At 67.4% G+C, this 16,668-nt stretch carries 14 protein-coding genes and 2 pseudogenes; 4 read left to right on the forward strand and 12 right to left on the reverse strand.

Annotated elements, in window-relative coordinates; all coding sequences use genetic code 11:
* Nucleotides 1–100: 100 nt before the first annotated feature.
* A complete protein-coding gene (locus tag IG04_RS0116945) occupies nt 101–1,324 on the forward strand; it encodes a glycosyltransferase family 39 protein (protein ID WP_245816612.1) in 1,224 nt (407 codons plus the stop codon).
* Nucleotides 1,324–1,884 (forward strand): nitroreductase family protein, encoded by a 561-nt coding sequence (locus IG04_RS0116950; protein WP_030477625.1) that lies wholly within the window; start codon nt 1,324–1,326, stop codon nt 1,882–1,884. The genes IG04_RS0116945 and IG04_RS0116950 overlap by 1 nt, the downstream gene beginning before the upstream one ends.
* On the opposite strand, the gene IG04_RS0116955 is transcribed toward IG04_RS0116950, so the two are convergent.
* The 3 genes from IG04_RS0116955 to IG04_RS0116965 are packed head-to-tail and all read right to left on the reverse strand — an operon-like array spanning nt 1,870 to nt 2,983.
* On the reverse strand, nt 1,870–2,370 hold the full coding sequence (locus tag IG04_RS0116955; protein ID WP_030477626.1) for an NUDIX domain-containing protein: 501 nt from the start codon (nt 2,368–2,370) through the stop codon (nt 1,870–1,872). The two genes, IG04_RS0116950 and IG04_RS0116955, sit on opposite strands and share 15 nt — an antisense overlap.
* 10 nt (nt 2,371–2,380) lie before the next feature.
* Nucleotides 2,381–2,668: a hypothetical protein gene (locus tag IG04_RS0116960; RefSeq protein WP_051770068.1), complete on the reverse strand. Its 288-nt coding sequence runs from the start codon at nt 2,666–2,668 to the stop codon at nt 2,381–2,383.
* Nucleotides 2,669–2,686: 18 nt separating this feature from the next.
* Nucleotides 2,687–2,983: a hypothetical protein gene (locus IG04_RS0116965; protein ID WP_051770070.1), complete on the reverse strand. Its 297-nt coding sequence runs from the start codon at nt 2,981–2,983 to the stop codon at nt 2,687–2,689.
* Between the two features lie 497 nt (nt 2,984–3,480).
* Between IG04_RS0116965 and leuA the strand changes: the two genes are divergently transcribed.
* Nucleotides 3,481–5,304 carry a 2-isopropylmalate synthase gene (leuA, locus tag IG04_RS0116970; protein WP_084402019.1) on the forward strand — a complete coding sequence of 608 codons (1,824 nt, stop codon included), beginning with the start codon at nt 3,481–3,483 and terminating at the stop codon, nt 5,302–5,304.
* 11 nt (nt 5,305–5,315) lie between these two features.
* Here leuA and IG04_RS47185 read toward each other — a convergent pair whose 3' ends face one another.
* The 3 genes and pseudogenes from IG04_RS47185 to IG04_RS0116985 form a co-directional block, all read right to left on the reverse strand.
* Nucleotides 5,316–6,200, reverse strand: coding sequence for a TolB-like translocation protein (locus IG04_RS47185; RefSeq protein ID WP_420843986.1), 885 nt, complete (start codon nt 6,198–6,200; stop codon nt 5,316–5,318).
* Nucleotides 6,189–7,393, reverse strand: a pseudogene (locus IG04_RS47190) (MFS transporter); the annotation flags it as partial. The pseudogene IG04_RS47190 and the gene IG04_RS47185, both read right to left, overlap by 12 nt.
* A gap of 46 nt (nt 7,394–7,439) precedes the next feature.
* A complete protein-coding gene (locus tag IG04_RS0116985; RefSeq protein WP_338043538.1) occupies nt 7,440–9,008 on the reverse strand; it encodes a discoidin domain-containing protein in 1,569 nt (522 codons plus the stop codon).
* 431 nt (nt 9,009–9,439) lie between these two features.
* Here IG04_RS0116985 and IG04_RS45290 point away from each other — a divergent pair.
* A pseudogene (locus IG04_RS45290) lies at nt 9,440–9,859 on the forward strand (DedA family protein); the annotation flags it as partial.
* A 20-nt stretch (nt 9,860–9,879) separates the two neighbouring features.
* On the opposite strand, the gene IG04_RS0116995 reads toward IG04_RS45290, so the two are convergent.
* The 6 genes from IG04_RS0116995 to IG04_RS0117020 all read right to left on the reverse strand — a co-directional run bounded on the left by IG04_RS0116995 (nt 9,880) and on the right by IG04_RS0117020 (nt 16,471).
* The gene (locus IG04_RS0116995; protein ID WP_030477634.1) at nt 9,880–10,461 is read right to left on the reverse strand and encodes a TetR/AcrR family transcriptional regulator; all 582 of its coding nucleotides are present in this window, start codon (nt 10,459–10,461) and stop codon (nt 9,880–9,882) included.
* A gap of 79 nt (nt 10,462–10,540) precedes the next feature.
* Nucleotides 10,541–11,647 carry an ABC transporter ATP-binding protein gene (locus IG04_RS0117000; protein WP_030477635.1) on the reverse strand — a complete coding sequence of 369 codons (1,107 nt, stop codon included), beginning with the start codon at nt 11,645–11,647 and terminating at the stop codon, nt 10,541–10,543.
* Entirely contained in the window at nt 11,644–12,642 is a 999-nt protein-coding gene (locus tag IG04_RS0117005) for an ABC transporter ATP-binding protein (protein WP_030477636.1), read from the reverse strand. The genes IG04_RS0117000 and IG04_RS0117005 overlap by 4 nt, the downstream gene beginning before the upstream one ends.
* Nucleotides 12,643–12,648: 6 nt before the next feature.
* Nucleotides 12,649–13,572 carry an ABC transporter permease gene (locus IG04_RS0117010; RefSeq protein ID WP_051770072.1) on the reverse strand — a complete coding sequence of 308 codons (924 nt, stop codon included), beginning with the start codon at nt 13,570–13,572 and terminating at the stop codon, nt 12,649–12,651.
* A gap of 5 nt (nt 13,573–13,577) precedes the next feature.
* Nucleotides 13,578–14,582, reverse strand: coding sequence for an ABC transporter permease (locus IG04_RS0117015; RefSeq protein WP_030477638.1), 1,005 nt, complete (start codon nt 14,580–14,582; stop codon nt 13,578–13,580).
* 209 nt (nt 14,583–14,791) lie between these two features.
* Complete coding sequence (locus tag IG04_RS0117020; protein ID WP_030477639.1) at nt 14,792–16,471, reverse strand: ABC transporter substrate-binding protein; 1,680 nt, start codon at nt 16,469–16,471, stop codon at nt 14,792–14,794.
* Between the last annotated feature and the right edge of the window lie 197 nt (nt 16,472–16,668).

The following is a 16,668-nucleotide window of genomic DNA, read 5'->3' on the forward strand; positions in this document are numbered from 1 at the left end:
CTGACCTCCTTCACGCGACTAAAACCCCACGTCGAAGGCAGCCTACCCGGACCACCTGGTGAGACTCTGGAGCCGTGATGCGCGTGACTACTCTGTCCGGGTGTCGTCGAGTACCGATGTCGTGAAGGCCCCAGCTGCCGTGCATGAGAGCAGTGCGCGCTCGCGGATGGCCGAAGCGCTCAGACACCCGGCCGCGCTCTGGACCGCTCCCGCGCTCATCTACCTGATCGTCCGGCAGGTCGGCCTCTTCGTCCTGCAGCTCGTCGTGGAGTACCAGAACAAGCTGACCGGCAAGGCCGACACCTCGGTCGACAACCTGAGGTCGTGGGACGGCGACTGGTTCCTCGGCATCGCGTCGGGCGGCTACAACGGCGTCCCGTCACCCCCGTACGACGCGTTCGGCCACCGCACCGCCGAGACCCCGCTCGCCTTCTTCCCCGGCTACCCGGCGTTGATCAGGTGGGTGGACGGGCTGCCGGGTGTGGACGTGGTCGGCGCGGCCTTCGCGGTCAGCCTGATCAGCGGCATCTTCTGCGCGTACGGCCTGTTCGTCCTGGGCCGGGTCGTCCGCGACGGCTCGAACCGCGCGGGCCTGATCTTCGTGACGCTGTTCGCCGCGTCCCCGATGGCGGTCGTGCTCTCGATGACGTACTCCGAGGCCACGTTCTGCGCGTTCGCCGCCTGGGCGCTGGTCGGCGTGGTGAAGAAGCGCTGGATCCTCGCCGGCGTCTGCTCCGCGGCGGCAGGCCTGGTCCGCCCGACCGCGGCGGCACTCATCGTCGCCGTCGGCCTGGCCGCGCTGGTCGCCGTGCTGGCCGACAGGAAGGACTGGCGAGCCTGGGTGGGCGGCGCCATCGCCCCTCTCGGCCTGCTCGGCTACCTGGGCTGGGTGGCCGTCCGCACCGGCGACCTCATGGGCTGGTTCGGCGTGCAGCAACGGGGCTGGGGCTCGAAGTTCGACGGCGGCGCGGCCACCTGGGAGTTCGCCCTGGGCCACCTCGGCAACCCGCGCTCGCTGCTGGAGACCGGCACCGTCTGGCTCCTGGCACTCGCGATCGTCCTGGTCTTCTACGCCTTCCAGCGCCGCCTGGAGTGGCCGCTGGTCGTCTACGGCCTCGGCGTCCTGGTCATGGACCTGGGTTCGAACGGCCTGATGAACTCGAAGGCCCGCCTGCTGCTCCCGGCCTTCACCCTGCTGCTCCCCCTGGCCCTGGTCCTCGCCCGCCGCCGCCCGTCCACCGTCCTCACGATCCTGGGCATGGCGACGCTCTTCAGCGCATGGTTCGGCGCCTACTCACTGGCCGTTTGGCAGTATGCGATCTGATGAACGAGCTGATCTCGAAGCGCTGGAGCCCTCGCGCCTTCTCCGCCGACGCGACGGTGTCCGACGACGAACTCCGCACCGTGCTGGAGGCGGGCCGCTGGGCCCCGTCCCACGGCAACAGCCAACCGGCCCGCTTCATCGCGGGCCACCGGGGCACCGAGACGTTCGACGCGATCTTCGAAACCCTCACCCGCGGCAACAGGACCTGGGCCTTCCGCGCCTCGGTCCTGCTGATCGGCTGCGTGCTCACCACCGACCACCGCGGCGACATCCCGAACGTCGAGTTCGGCCTGGGCCTCGCAATGGAGAACATGGCCCTGCAAGCCGTGGACTCAGGCCTGATCGCACACATGATGGGCGGCTTCGACAAGGAAGCGGCCCACAAGACGTTCTCCATGCCCGCCGACGTCCGCCCGCTGGTGGCCATGGCACTGGGCAGGCAAGGCGACCTGTCAGCCCTCCCCGAGGACCTTCAAGCCCGTGAGCAGCGCGAACGCAAGCGCCTGCCGCTCTCCGAGACCGTCTTCACCGGCACCTGGGGCAAGTCACAGTTCAGTTGAGAAGTACTTCGTCGCAACGTCGTTGTGCAGCGGAAACGCCAACGGCACGCAGTCGAAGATGACCTTGCGCTCGGAAGCCTCGTCGTTGGGCACGAACGGCGGCATGTCCTCGGCGTTGATCGCGGGCGCGGTAGCGAACATCAACACCGTCCCACCGTCCGGCGTGGACACGAAGTGCAACGGCCGCAGGTCCTCCGGCGGAATGCGCACGTTCGCTTCTTCCTCAAGCTCCCGCACGGCACTCTGCTGCCAGGACTCCCCGCGATCCATGAAGCCACTGACGAACGCCAGCTCGCCAACAGGCGGAATCGCCCGGCGCACCGTCAACAGCCCGGTCCGGGGCCCGTCCTTCACAGGCACGAGCAACACCACGACCGGCGAGGGATTCGCCCACACCATGTGCCCGCAACCAACGCACCTACGCGGGTACGCGGACGTGTCGGAGTACTGAGTGCCACAGCTGCTGCAGAAGTCGTCGCGCGCCATGAACACGAACCTAGTTCAGCCGCCTAACGAGCTTAAGGACGATCGCTCGAACGCCAAGCCAGAACAACGCGGCCAGCCCAAAGTTCACGATCACCCGCAACTTGGCGTCCTCGGGCGAGAAGAGGTCCTTGAACGCCAACGCCACCGGCTCGGCCAGCGACTTGACCGTGCTGGTGATGGGGTTGCCAGGGTTGGCCCCGCCGACAGTGAGCACGACGTGAACCACGAGCAAGACCGCCAGCCCAAGGCCGACCCAACTGATGACTCCGGCGGCGATACCAACCACACGCGTCCGCATACCGCCGGAATCTACCCCTCAGTAGCGCGACAGCACACGCGCGATCAAACCGGTCACAACCAGCCAGAACACGGCAGCGAGACCGTAGTTGAGGAAGACGTCGAGGTTGTAGTTGCCGGTCGCGAAGAGCCCCGGGAAGAACAGGGCGAGAGGCTCGGCGAGGGACTGGATGAACTTGAAGAACGCGTTCCCCTGGTTCGCGCCCAACACGATCATCAGGATGTACAGCACCTCGATGAGGGCGAAGAGTGCACCGATGCCGCTGATCACGCGGGAAGCCGTGCCGCGGCCGCTGGAGGTACGTAATCTGGACATACATGAACAATTCCCAGATCTGAGCAAACCAAAACTTGCAGGTTGACCTGCTTCAGCCTGGTCACACGCGACGCCGAAGGCGAGCCGTCCTTACCAAAACGGGCCAACGCACTCTCTAAGCAACAGGCAGCCGCCCAACGCAACAGGCGTGCCATCAACCCGCTCGTGGCGTGGACCCCCTGATCAGATTGCCGGGGGTCTGGGGGCAGCGCCCCCAGGGGAAGCACGCAACCGCAAGGTCGCCGCCCGCAAGGTGACCACCCGCCCGGTCGCGGCACGCAAAGGTGATCACCCACAAGGGTCGCGACGCAGCCGGACGTCCCACGATCCGGTCGCCAAGTTCCATCAACCCCAGATCTGTGACTACTCTGTCCGACGTGTGGCGTTCCCTCCTGCTTCGCTGCCGTGACGGGGTCTGATCAGACCGGCCCCCCGTCGCGGGACTCAGCGTTGCCGCCGGTCGTTCCGATAAAACGACCCGCAGGAGCACAAGACCCATGACCTCGAACGAGGCCTTCACCACGACGAGCCCCGACTCGGCGGACGCCTACACCTCAGGCACCAGCCGAATCCGCAAGCCGTCCCGCCCGGCCCCGGACACCCAGCAGTCCTGGAACCGCCAACTGGGCAGCAGCATGCCGTTCCACCGCTACCGCCCGTTCGGCGAACTGGTCGAGGTCATCGACGTACCGGACCGCACCTGGCCGACGAAGAAGACGACCAAAGCACCCCTGTGGTGCGCGGTAGACCTGCGGGACGGCAACCAGGCCCTGATCGACCCGATGTCCCCGGCACGCAAGCGCAAGATGTTCGACCTCCTGGTCCGCATGGGCTTCAAGGAGATCGAGGTGGGCTTCCCAGCGGCCAGCCAGACCGACTTCGACTTCGTCAGGGAGATCATCGAGGACGGCGCCGTCCCGGACGACGTCACGATCCAGGTGCTGACGCAGTGCCGCGAGGAGCTGATCGCCCGCACGTTCGAGTCGCTGCGGGGCGCGAACAAGGCGATCGTCCACTTCTACAACTCGACGTCGATCCTGCAGCGCCGCGTGGTGTTCCGCAGCGACAGGGACGGCATCAAGAAGATCGCCGTCGAGGCGGCGAAGTTCGCCAAGCAGCAGGAACAGGGCTACCCGGAGACCGACTTCCGCTACGAGTACAGCCCCGAGTCCTACACCGGCACCGAGCTGTCCTACGCCCTGGAGGTCTGCAACGCGGTCCAGGACGTCATCCAGCCGACGCCCGAGAAGCCGCTGATCATCAACCTGCCGGCGACCGTCGAGATGGCCACGCCGAACGTCTACGCCGACTCGATCGAGTGGATGTCGCGCAACCTCGCCAACCGCGAGGCGATCATCCTGAGCCTGCACCCGCACAACGACCGCGGTACCGGTGTCGCCGCCGCCGAGCTGGGTTACCTGGCCGGCGCGGACCGCATCGAGGGCTGCCTGTTCGGCAACGGTGAGCGCACCGGCAACGTCTGCCTGGTCACGCTGGCCATGAACATGTTCAGCCAGGGCATCGACCCGCAGATCGACTTCAGCGACATCGACGAGGTCCGTCGCACCGTCGAGTACTGCAACCAGCTGCCCGTCGCCGAGCGCCACCCGTACGGCGGTGACCTGGTCTTCACCGCGTTCTCGGGCTCGCACCAGGACGCGATCAAGAAGGGCTTCGAGGCCCTGGAGGCCGACGCCAAGGAGGCCGGCCAGCACGTCGACGACTTCCTGTGGGAGGTCCCGTACCTGCCGATCGACCCGAAGGACATCGGCCGCAACTACGAGGCCGTCATCCGGGTCAACTCGCAGTCCGGCAAGGGTGGCGTGGCGTACCTGATGAAGCAGGAGCACCACCTGGACCTGCCGCGGCGCCTGCAGATCGAGTTCTCGAAGGTGATCCAGGAGGTCACCGACACGCAGGGCGGCGAGATCAACCCGAAGGAGATGTGGGACGCCTTCGCGGAGGAGTACCTGCACGGCAAGGTGCCGCTGTACCTGCTGAAGCACAGGGCGTCGGCGGACGGCACTGGGCGCGAGGAGATCACCGCGACGCTGCTGATCGACGGCGACGAGCAGGAGATCACGGGCTCGGGCAACGGTCCGATCGCCGCGTTCGTCGACGCGCTCGCCTCGGTGGGCTACGACGTGCGGGTGCTGGACTACGCCGAGCACGCGCTGTCCGCCGGTGACGACGCCCGCGCGGCCGCCTACGTCGAATGCGCCGTGGGCGACCGCGTGCTGTGGGGCGTGGGCATCGACTCCTCCACGGTCGCGGCATCGTTCCGCGCGATCGTGTCGGCGATCAACCGGGCACAGCGTTAGATCGTTCTGGGCTAACCGAGTACAAGCGACGGGGAGGACGCGTGCGGCACCAGTTGCCGCGGCGCGCCCTCCCCGTTCGCTTGCGCGGCCCAGATGCCCTCACCCGGCAGGCCGTAGGCAATGGTGTCGTTGTCGAGCCACACGACCTGGTCGTCGATCCCACGGGTCTCGGCCAGGGGTGTCTCCACCATCGTGGTCAGGTCCAGCACGTGCTGGCGCCACGGTCGCGCGCCGTCGCCGGGCACGCGCTTCTTGAACGCCACGCGCTTGCCGTCCGGGGAGAGCGACGGGCATTCGGCGTTCTCCCGCAACGTCTTCGCCGACTCGTCCACCGCGTCGCCCTGCACCAGGTAGGTCTTTCCGGCGGTGCTCATCGTCGCGTAGTACGTGCGGTCGTCCGGGGCGAACGTGACGCCCCACCAGTTCATGTCGTTGACGGTCTTCATGCCCGCGACGGACGTGCCCTCGATGTTGCTGGCGTAGGCCTCCGTCTGCTGGTCGAAGATCGCGGTGCGGGTGGAGAACGTGCCTGCCTGCGCGTACGAGTCGCCGGTGACGAACGTCGTCCACGACGCCATCCGCCCGTCCGCCGACAGCTTGGCGCGGTTGGGCACGCCGTCGACCTCGACGCGGCGGCGTTCGGCCAGCCCGCGGTCGACGAACACCGCGGTCGAGCCGGGCAACGGGCCGGAGGCGTCCGCGAGGCACAGCCCCTGCCCGCCTGCCGTGAAGAACCGCTTGCAGGACAACGAGCTCACCCGCCGCGGACCGGACGGGTCGGTCAGCGGCACCGACGCCACCCTGCCGCTCACCTCGTCCACGAACATCAGCCGTCCGGACGAGAGTTCGACCGGACCCTGTTCCACGGCAACGGAAATCTCGGCCGGAGCGCGCAGGGCGTAGGCGGTGGCGCCCGCGCCCAGCGCGATCACGGCGGCGATCACGATCAGGATCCTCACCAAGCGAACCACGTCCAAAGAGCACCGAAGAGAACGGAAGAGGCGGCGCGGGCGAGCACCTGCCCGGTCTGCAGCAGGGCCAGACCGGACGTGCGCAGCTCGTCCGGGATCATCGGCCCGGCAACGGCCATGAGCACGCCGTCGGTGCACGCGTAGAAGAGCCCGTGCAGCACCAGAACGCCGACCAGCAGGGAGATCCCGGAAACACCGGCGAGCAGCACGTACGCGCCGAGCAGCGCGAAATGTCCGAAAAGGAAGATCTTCCACCGGCCCACGCGATCGGCCAGTGAGCCCAGCGGCACGGCGGCGAGCAGGTACACACCGGCCGTACCGAGGGGCAGCAACGCGATGTAAGCGAGCTCGACGTCGAGCTTCTTCTGCAGCAACAGGTAGATGAACCCGTCGCCCAGCGTCAGGAACCCGAGCCCGCACGCGACCAGGCAGACCCGCCGGAACGGCCTGGACCGCAGCAACCCGAAAGCCGATCGCAGCGACACCGCGACGCGTGGCAGCACGTCCCGGTGATCACGCACGAAGAGCACCAGAACCAGAAAACCCAGTGCGGCGAAGCAGAAGCTCACCACGAACACCACGTCGTAGCGGGCCGGCAACGTCCACAGGAGACAGAACGCCAGCAGTGGGCCGAGGAACGCGCCCACGGTGTCCATCGCGCGGTGGACACCGAAAGCCCGGCCCAGCGCCGAAGGCTCGCTGCTCAACGTGATCAGCGCGTCCCTCGGCGCGGTGCGCAGGCCCTTGCCGGTCCGGTCCCCGGCCAGCACGAGCCCCATCGCGGTGGCCGAGGTCCCGGCGGCGAGCAGGCCGAGCTTGCCCAGCGCCGAGATCCCGTACCCGAGTCCGGCCACGAACTTGCGCCGTTGCCAGCGGTCCGCGGCGTGACCGCCCACCACGCGGACCAGTGCCGTCACACCGGTGTAGATGCCGTCGAGCACACCGAACTGCAGTGGGGAGAACCCCAGTCCCAGCACCAGGTACAGCGGCAGGATGGCGGTGACCATCTCGGACGAGACGTCCGTGAGCAGGGACACCGCGCCCAACGCGAGCACGTTCCCCGCGATCCTGCCGGTGCCACCAGATGCCGGAGCTTGTCTAGCGGTAGCGATGTACACGACGGCCTCCGATCAACAGCCAGATCCGATTAGCTGCCAGATCCGATCAACGACAGTTGTAGGGACCGGCCTTGTCGCGCACCTTGCCCGCCGTGTCGATGACCTCCCACGAGTAGGAGCGACCGGACAGGGTGAACTTCACGACGCCGTGCGAGTCGGCGAACCAGTTCTCCACGCCCGCACGGGGCTTGACGTTGGAGTAGAGGTAGTCACCGCCGATGCCGATGATCGCGGAGCGCATGCCGTTGGCCTGGTCGATCGATCCGCTCTTGCTCAGCGGGGCCAGTCGCTCGTAGTGGTGGTCGTGACCACTGAGCACCAGGTCCGCCTTGGCGTCGGCGAAGGCGTTCCACACCGTCGTCATCTTGGACTTGTCGCCGTACTCACCCGAGTTGAAGCGCGGGTGGTGCCAGTAACCGACGACGCACGCCTTGGTGTTCGCGGCGAGGTCGGCCTTCAGCCAGCTCATCTGCGTCGAGTCGGCACCCGTGTCGTACATCTTCTGGGAGTCGATCGAGACGAAGTGGAAGTCGCCGGCTTCCCAGCTGTAGAACGGCTTGCCCTGCGGGTAGGCCTGGGCACCGAAGTAGGACTTGTAGCCGTTGAGGCCGTCCTCCCACTCGTGGTTGCCGGTCGCGGGGTGGGTGATGCTCTTGTACCTGCCCCACGACTTGTCGTAGTGGTTCCGGAACTCCGTGATCGTGCCGCTGTCGTACTGGTTGTCGCCGACCGTGAGGATGTGGTTCGGCTTGATCTGGTCGATCAGCCTCGCGGTCTCGTAGTGCTCCCTGTTCGTCAGCGACGCGATGTCACCGGCCGCGACGACCGTGATGGTGTCGCCGGGCGCGGCCGGCAGGGTCGTCGCCTGCACCGAGTTGCTTGCGGGACCGAGGTTTCCGGCCGCGTCACGCGCCTTGACGGTGTAGGTGAACGCCGTACCGGACGCGAGGCCCGTGTCGGTGAACGTGGTGCCGGTCGGAGTGCCCACGACACTGCCGTTGCGCAGGACGTCGTAGCCGGTCACGCCGACGTTGTCGGTCGCGGCCGTCCACTGCAGACTGACCGAGCTCGACGTCGTGCCGGTGCTGGCGAGCCCGGACGGCGCGGTCGGCGCCGTGTTGTCACCGTTGGAGTTGCTGCCCCAGACCTCGAGGTCGAAGATCGAGTAACCCCACGCCGTGCCGCGCTTGGTGCCGTAGATCCGCACGTAGCGGCCTGACGTGCTCAGGGTCGTGTCGTCGATGCCACCGTTCTGACCGGTGAGGGTCTTCTTGGTGCTCCACGACGAGCCGTCGCTGGACGTCTGGATCTTGTACTCGGAGGCGTACGCCGCCTCCCAATTGATCTTGACCCTCGAGATGGTGGCGGCGCCACCGAGGTCGACGGCGATCCACTGCGGATCGACGCCCTCGAGGCTCGCCCACCGGGTGGTCGAGTTCCCGTCGACGGCGTTGGCGCCGCCGAAGGTCTCGGCCTCGACGGACGAGACAGTGGTGGGTTTGTTGGCGGACAGCAGGGAGTCAGCCGCGTTGGCCGTACCCGACGCGGCGATCTGGGGGACCACCAACGCGAACAGGGCGATCGCGACACCAGCTCTGGTGTGCTTTTTGATCACTTCGTTCCTCCTGGGCAAGGGCGGCGGCTCGAAGGATTGGTAAACAAGCTTTCCAATTGAGTTCGGACGTTAACCGCGGCCGAACACGCAGGTCAACGGCAGAAGCGCTGGATGAATCGATGACAGATCGGAGGTCTGTCGGCAGAACCGAGCGGTCATCGGCAGTCACGACGTGACCGCTCGACGCATATGGCCTGGATCACACCTGGCCCGCTGGCATGTGCGGCCTTCGACCGGATCACGCACCCGTCCAAGGACAAGGCCGGCGGCGACCGGGATTCGTGCCGGGAAACCTCCCCGGGTCACGCCCAGTCATGCCCTTTCGGTCAGCGGACAGGGCCGTTCGGACGAGCCGGGCGTGCTACCTGTGGGCACGCTGAAGAAACACCCAGGTCGGGATTGTTCACCTGGGTCACGTACGTTCACCGATCATGAGCACCGCAGCCAGCCTCATAGTGCTGTTCCTGGTCGCCGTCGTGCCGCTGGCACCGACGGAGGCCGTGCTCATCGGCGCCGGCGTCCTGGCGGCGTCCGGTCAGGTGCCGCTCTACCTGGTCGTGCTCGTCGCCGCGGCCGGGTGCCTGCTCAGCGACATGATCAACTTTACCGCAGGGCGCCGGATGGGGATGCGGGCCCTCGACAAGGTCAACAGGAACGCCAAGGCGCGGTCGATGGTCGTGTGGACGGCCGACCAGCTCGCGACGAAGGGCGAGACGATCCTCATCGCGGCACGGTTCCTGCCCGCGGGCGGCATCGTCGGGGCGCTGCTGACGGGGGCGCTGAAGTGGCCGCTGCGCCGGTTCGTGCCGGTCGCGGCACTCGGGTCGGCGCTGTGGAGCCTCTACCCCGCCACCGTGGGGTACATCGGCGGTCAGCTCGTCGACGAGGCGTGGCTCGCGATGCTGTTGTCGTTCGGCGTGGCCACGCTCATCTCCGTCCCGATCGGCATGGCGATCCGGGCGCGCAACGCCAACCGCACTCTCTCGTACGCCGAGGCGTCGTCGTAGAGCACCGCGAACCGGTCCGCGGCCGCCAGCAGGGCGTCCACCTCGAACGCCATCTGGGCGTCGCCGCACAGCCGTTCCAGCAGTGAGATCCAGCGCAGGTTGAAGAGCATCAACGCGTCGCGCACGCGGCCGGGACGAGCGGCGAACTCCGAGCGGGTCACGACGAAGAAGCAGCCGCCGGGGAACACGCGCCGCTTCGAGTAGTCGAGCCAGCGTTCGCTCAGGTCCAGGAGCGTTCCGCCCGCCATCACGACCTCGCGCGCGAAGATCTCCGCTGCCGTGTGCACGGTGCAGATCTGCAGTTCTTCCTTGGCGCCGAAGTGCGAGAACACCCCGCTCTTGCTCATGCCGAGCTCGACCGCGAGCCGCCCGATCGTGACGCCCTCCAGGCCGTCGACCGAGGCGATCTCCGCCGCGCGCAGGAGGATCGAGCCACGACTGTCCATCCACCGAGGACAACGCAGAGCCCTGGAGAAACGAACGGGGCCACCTCGAAGTGAGGTGGCCCCGGCCGGAGAACACGAACTACGGGTTGAGCGCTTCGGTCACCGAAGCCGGTCCCACGAGCGGGACGTCGGGCGACAGGCCGTCGCCCTCCTCCACCAGGATCGGCTTCACCTCGTGCGGCTGGATCTGGCCTGACTGGATCTGCTCGGCGTAGTGGCACGCCACCTTGTGCCCCGGCTTGAGCTCACGCAGCGCGGGCCGTTCGGTGTCACAACGAGTCTCCTGCCGCCACGGGCACCGGGTGTGGAACCGGCAGCCGCTGGGCGGGTTCGCCGGCGACGGGAGGTCGCCCGCGAGCAGGATCCGTTCGCGCCGGTCCTCGACCACGGGGTCGGGCACCGGGATCGCCGACAGCAGCGCCCGCGTGTACGGGTGCAGCGGCTCCGCGTAGAGGTCCGCGGCGGAGGCCTCCTCGACCAGGCCGCCGAGGTACATCACGCCCACGCGGTCGGAGATGTGCTTCACGACCGCGAGGTCGTGCGCGATCACCAGGTAGGTCAGGCCGAACTGCTCCTGGAGCTGCTCCATCAGGTTCACGACCTGCGCCTGCACCGACACGTCCAGCGCGGACACCGGCTCGTCGGCGACGATCAGGTCCGGCTCGAGGGCCAGGGCCCGCGCGATGCCGATGCGCTGCCGCTGTCCGCCCGAGAACTCGTGCGGGTACTTGCGCAGCGCCGTGGTCGGCAGGCCGACGGCCGTGAGCAGGTCGCGAAGCCGCTTGTTGGTCGACTCCTTGCCCTTGTCCAGGCCGTGCGCCCGCAGGCCCTCGATCAGGATGGACTCCACGGACTGCCGCGGGTCCAAAGAGGACAGCGGGTCCTGGAACACCATCTGGATCCGGCGCCGCATCTTGCGCAGCTCCTCGCCCTTGAGGGCGGAGAAGTCCTGACCGTCGAAGACCATCTTGCCCGCGGTCGGCTCGTTGAGCCGCAGCATCGCCCGCCCGAGGGTGGACTTGCCGCAGCCCGACTCGCCGACCAGGCCGTACGTCTCGCCGCGCTTGATCTCGAGGTCGACGCCGTCGACCGCGTAGACGTAACCGACGGTGCGGTCCATGAACACGCCCCGCTTGATCGGGAAGTGCACCTTCATGTCCTGCACGGAAACCAGGGTCTCGCTCATACCGGCACCTCCTCGGCGGCGGGAGTTCCCGGCACCACCGGGTTGTGACAGCGGAGCAGGCGACCCAGCTGGTCCTCTTCCGCGGGCGTGACCTGAACGCACACGTCCAGCGCGTTCGGGCACCGGGGTGCGAACGCGCAGCCCTGAGCCCACGGGATGTTGTCCGCAACGGAACCCCTGATCGGCGTCAGCTTCTCGCCGGGCGCCGCGTCGAGGCGCGGGATCGAGGCCAGCAGGCCGTGGGTGTACGGGTGGCGCGGCTCCGCGAAGAGCGGGTGCCGGTTGGCCTTCTCGACCACCTTGCCGCCGTACAGCACGTTGACCTCGTCGCACAGGCCCGCGACGACACCCAGGTCGTGGGTGATCATCACGAGCGCGGTGCCGAGGTCCTGCACCAGTTCCTTCATCACGGACAGGATCTGGGCCTGGATGGTCACGTCCAGCGCCGTCGTCGGCTCGTCCGCGATCAGCAGCTTCGGCCGGCACGCCAGCGCGATCGCGATGAGCGCGCGCTGCCGCATGCCGCCGGAGAGCTGGTGCGGGTACTCCTTGAGCCGGCGGTTCGGGTCCGGGATGCCGACCTTGTCGAGCAGGTTCTTCGCCTCGATCATGGCTTCCTTGCGGGCCAGGCCGCGGTGCCGTTCGAGCACCTCGGTGACCTGCAGGCCGATCGGGATGACCGGGTTGAGCGACGACAGCGGGTCCTGGAAGACCATGCCGAGCTCGCTGCCGCGCTTGTCGCGCATCTGCCTGTCCGACAGCTTCAGCAGATCCGTGCCGTCGTAGGTCACGGTGCCGGTGACCGTGGCGCCGCGCTTGGGCAGCAGACCCATGATCGCCAGCGATGTCACCGACTTGCCGCAGCCCGACTCGCCGACGAGGCCGACGGTCTGGCCGGGCTCGACGTCGAAGTTGACGCCGTCGACCGCGCGGAACGGTTCCTCGCCACGACGCTGGAACACGACGGTGAGGTCACGAACTTCGAGGAGTGCCACGACGACTCACCGCCTGTTCTTCGGGTCGAGGGCTTCCCGCAGGGTCTCGCCCATGAGCGTGAAACCGAGCGCGACGATGATGATGCAGACCGCGGGCCACGCGGCGAGGTGCGGATGCGTGTCGAAGACGTTCTGCACGTCGCCGAGCATCTGCCCCCACTCCGGGATCCGGTCGTCCGGGTTGCCGAGGCCGAGGAACGACAGCGCGGCCGCCTCGATGATCGCGGTGGCCAGGACGAGCGTGGACTGCACGATCACCGGGCTGAGCGAGTTCGGCAGCATGTGCCGGAACACGATCGCGCCCTTCTTGACGCCGAGCGCCGTGGCCGCCAGCACGTGATCGCTGTGCCGTTGCGCGAGCATCGAGCCTCTGAGCAATCGCGCGAACACGGGTATCTGCACGATCGCGACCGCGAGGATCACGGTGAACTGGCTCGGCCGGGCGAACATCGCCGCGATCGAGAACGCCAGCAGCAGCGACGGCAGCGACAGCATGACGTCGACCAGGCGCATGACGACCGAGTCGACCCAGCCGCCGATGGCGCCCGCGAGCGTGCCCAGGATCAGGCCGCCGGTGAGACCGATCAGCGTCGCGCCGACACCGACGATCAACGTCTGCTGCGAGCCGACCAGCAGGCGCGAGAAGAAGTCGCGGCCCTGCAGGTCACCACCGAGCGGGTGGCCCGGCTGGGCGGGCGGGATCTCGTTGCGCGCCTTGATGACCTGCTCGATCAGCAGCTTGTCGGACGGGTCGTGCGGGGCGAGCCACGGCGACAGCAGCGACACCACGATGAAGATGCCGATGATGGTCGCGCCGATGAGGAACACCGGGCTGCGCCGAAGCCGCTTCCACGCGCTCGCCGCGAGCGATACGCCCGCGGTGTCGGCGAGGTCGTCGATCTTTTCCTTCTTGGAGACTCCGAGTGCCACTGCGCTCACCTCGTCCTGATGCGCGGGTCGATGAGCGCGTACGAGAGGTCGACCAACAGATTGACCACGACGTAGACGATCGTGGCCATGATGATCAACAGCAGCAGCACCGGATAGTCACGCCGTTCGAACCCGATGGCCAGCGCCTGGCCGACCCCTGGGATCACGAACACCTTCTCGGTGAGCACCGCGCCGGAGAGCAGTGCGCCGGTCTGCAGACCGATCGTCGTGACGACCGGCAGCATCGAGTTGCGCAGCACGTGCCGGCGGCGGATCACCGATGCGGTGAGGCCCTTCGACTCGGCGGTGCGCACGAAGTCCTCGTCGAGCACGTCGAGCACGGCCGCCCTGGTGATCCGGAAGATCACCGCGAACGGGATCGTGGCGAGTGCGATGGCCGGCAGGATCAGGTGCTTCAACGCGTCGAGCGTCGCGTCGAACTCACCGGTGAGGATGCCGTCGAGGGTGAAGAAGCCGGTGACGCGGGTGGCGTTGATGTCGCCCTGGCGGCCGAACGAGGGAAGGCCGAGAGCGGCCGAAGCCGCGTCCTTGAGCACGTAGGCCAGGAAGAACACCGGCACGGCCACGCCGATGAGCGAGCCGATGACGCTGAGGTTGTCGAACAGGCCGCCGCGACGCTTCGCGGCGAGGTAACCGAGCGGAACGCCGACGAGGATCGCGATCACGATCGCGAAGAAGCTGAGCTCGATCGTCGCGGGGAACCGCTGGACGAAGATGTCGAGGGCCGAGTCACCGGGCTGAACACCGGTGGAGACGCCGAAGTCACCGGACGCCGCACGCCCGAGGAACTTGAAGTACTGCACGATGATCGGCTGATCGAGGCCGAGTTGCTTGGTGAGGGCTTCTCGCGACTCCGGCGTAGCGCGCTCTCCCAGGAGGGCCGAAACCGGCCCTCCTGGGAGGAGTCGCATCCACGCGAAGAGCAGCAGCGAGAGCACCAGCACCACGCCGACCAGCTGGACCAGCCGTCGAATGGTGTAGCGGAGCACTTGAGCTACCCCGTTGTTCTCTTGTGGTGGGAGGGGGTGTCACGACCGGCAGCCTCGACCGCGCCTTCCGGCGCCCAGCAGGGCGCCTCGCGGCACCGGCCCCACGTCCACAGCCAACCAGGATGAGGACGCGGGGCCGGCGCCACGACGCACCCGTCTGGCCACCGAAATACGGGGCCGACGCTGCCGGTCGAGACACTGGTCTCAGCTCAGCCCTTGGAGGCCGGGCCGAACTTCTCGTCGGTCAACGGGCTCGGGACGACACCCTTGATGTCCGACTTCAACACCAGAGCGGGCGGGGAGTGCGAGATCGGGATCGCGGGCAGGTACTCGTCCATGATCTTCTTGTTGATCTCTTCGTACAGCTTCGTGCGGTTGGCCTCGTTCGGCTCGGAGTTCGCCTTGGCCAGGTCCGCCGCGAGGCTGGCGCCCCACGCGGACACACCCGTGTTGAAGCGGTTGTCGGTGCGGCCGAAGAACGTGCCGACCCAGTTGTGCGCCGTGCCGTTGTCGCCGGTCCAGCCCAGGAGGAACAGGTCCGGGGCGCCGTTGTCGACGTCGGTCAGGTAGCCACCGTTCCACGGCTTCGTGGTGACCTCGATCTTGATGCCCGCGGCCTGCAGGTCACCGGAGATCGCGCCGAACAGGTCCTTCGGGTTCGGCATGTACGGACGCGTGACCTCGGAGGGCCAGTAGAACTTCAGCGTCAGGTCGGAGGCACCGGCCTCGGCCAGCAGGGACTTCGCCTTGGCGGCGTCGTAGCCGACGGCCTTGAGGTCCTTGGCGTAGCCGTTGACGGTGTCCGGCATGAACTGCGTCGCGACCTTGGCGCCCTCGGGCAGCTGCGACTTGACCAGCTGCTCGCGGTTGATCGCGTACTGCAGCGCCTGGCGCACCTTGAGGTCCGCGAGCTTCGGGTTGTTCTTCTGGTTGATGCCCAGGTAGAACACGTTGAAGGCGGGACGGATCGCGACGTTGAAGCCGTCGGTCTTCAGACCGGCCCAGTCCGCCGCGTTCGGCAGGTCGTAGCCGTCGATGTCGCCGGCCTTGAGCGCCTGCTTGCGGGCGGTCTCGTCCGGGATGATCTTGAAGACGATCTTGTCCAGCTTGGCCTTCGTGCCGTGGTAGGCGTCGTTCTTCACGAGCTCCACGGTGTTGTTGGCCTTGTCGTACTTGCCGAACTTGAACGGGCCCGTGCCGGTCGGGTGCTCGTTCGCGTAGGCCGGGTAGGTGAACGCGTCACCGGCGGCCTGGACGTTGTCCGCGTCGTACTTCTTCAGCGCCTCGGGGCTGGAGATCGAGAACGACGTGAAGCCGAGGACCGACGGGAACTGCGAGGTGACCTCGTTCAGCTCGATGACCGCGGTCTTGGCGTCCTTGGCCGTGCAGGACTTGTACAGCGAGGGCTTGTCCGGCGTGCTGGCGAAGCCGCCGAAGTTGTCCAGCCAGTACTGGGAGACGGCGTCACTCGTGCCGGCGCCCTTCTGGTTGTACCAGCGGTTGAAGTTGAAGCACACGGCCTCGGCGTTGAAATCGGTGCCGTCGTGGAACTTCACACCCTCCTTGAGGGTGAACGTCCAGGTCTTGCCATCGGCACTCGGGTCGTACTTCGTGGCCAGCGCGGGCTCGACCTCGGCGGTGCCCGGCTTGAAGCCGACCAGACCCTCGAACATCTGGCGGGAGACCCGGAAGGTCTCACCGTCGGTCGCGTAGAACGGGTCGAAGAGCTTCGGCGCGCCGGCAGCGCCGAAGGTCAGCGTGCCGCCTTCCTTGCCGCCGCCGCCAGAGTCGCGCTGGGATGTTGCGCAACCTGAGAGGGCGAGGGCACTGACGCTGAGGAAGCCGATCACGGCAACCCACCGGCGTCGAGCCGTTACTGAGTGGACCATCAAACACCCCTTGCAGAAATCCGCACGTCTCACGGTGTGGTCGCCGACGATAACCGTTGTACATACCCCCTCCGGGGCAACTCAGGTCACGATCCGGCCACTAGACCAGGCATTCTGATACGTCCGGCGCATGCCCGCTGACCCAACGTGAGCACTGCGGATGCGTCGAACGCTCTCCTAGGCTGTAGAAACAACAA

It is taken from the genome of Lentzea albidocapillata (assembly GCF_000719115.1).
Taxonomy (GTDB): Bacteria; Actinomycetota; Actinomycetes; order Mycobacteriales; family Pseudonocardiaceae; genus Lentzea; species Lentzea albidocapillata.

Coding starts and splice junctions, on each gene's coding strand:
- leuA (WP_084402019.1), top strand. CDS start 3,481: ATGACCTCGAACGAGGCCTTCACCACGACGAGCCCCGACTCGGCGGAC.
- IG04_RS0116995 (WP_030477634.1), bottom strand. CDS start 10,461: ATGGACAGTCGTGGCTCGATCCTCCTGCGCGCGGCGGAGATCGCCTCG.
- IG04_RS0116955 (WP_030477626.1), bottom strand. CDS start 2,370: ATGGCGCGCGACGACTTCTGCAGCAGCTGTGGCACTCAGTACTCCGAC.
- IG04_RS0116960 (WP_051770068.1), bottom strand. CDS start 2,668: ATGCGGACGCGTGTGGTTGGTATCGCCGCCGGAGTCATCAGTTGGGTC.
- IG04_RS0117000 (WP_030477635.1), bottom strand. CDS start 11,647: ATGAGCGAGACCCTGGTTTCCGTGCAGGACATGAAGGTGCACTTCCCG.
- IG04_RS0116965 (WP_051770070.1), bottom strand. CDS start 2,983: ATGTCCAGATTACGTACCTCCAGCGGCCGCGGCACGGCTTCCCGCGTG.
- IG04_RS0117020 (WP_030477639.1), bottom strand. CDS start 16,471: ATGGTCCACTCAGTAACGGCTCGACGCCGGTGGGTTGCCGTGATCGGC.
- IG04_RS0116950 (WP_030477625.1), top strand. CDS start 1,324: ATGAACGAGCTGATCTCGAAGCGCTGGAGCCCTCGCGCCTTCTCCGCC.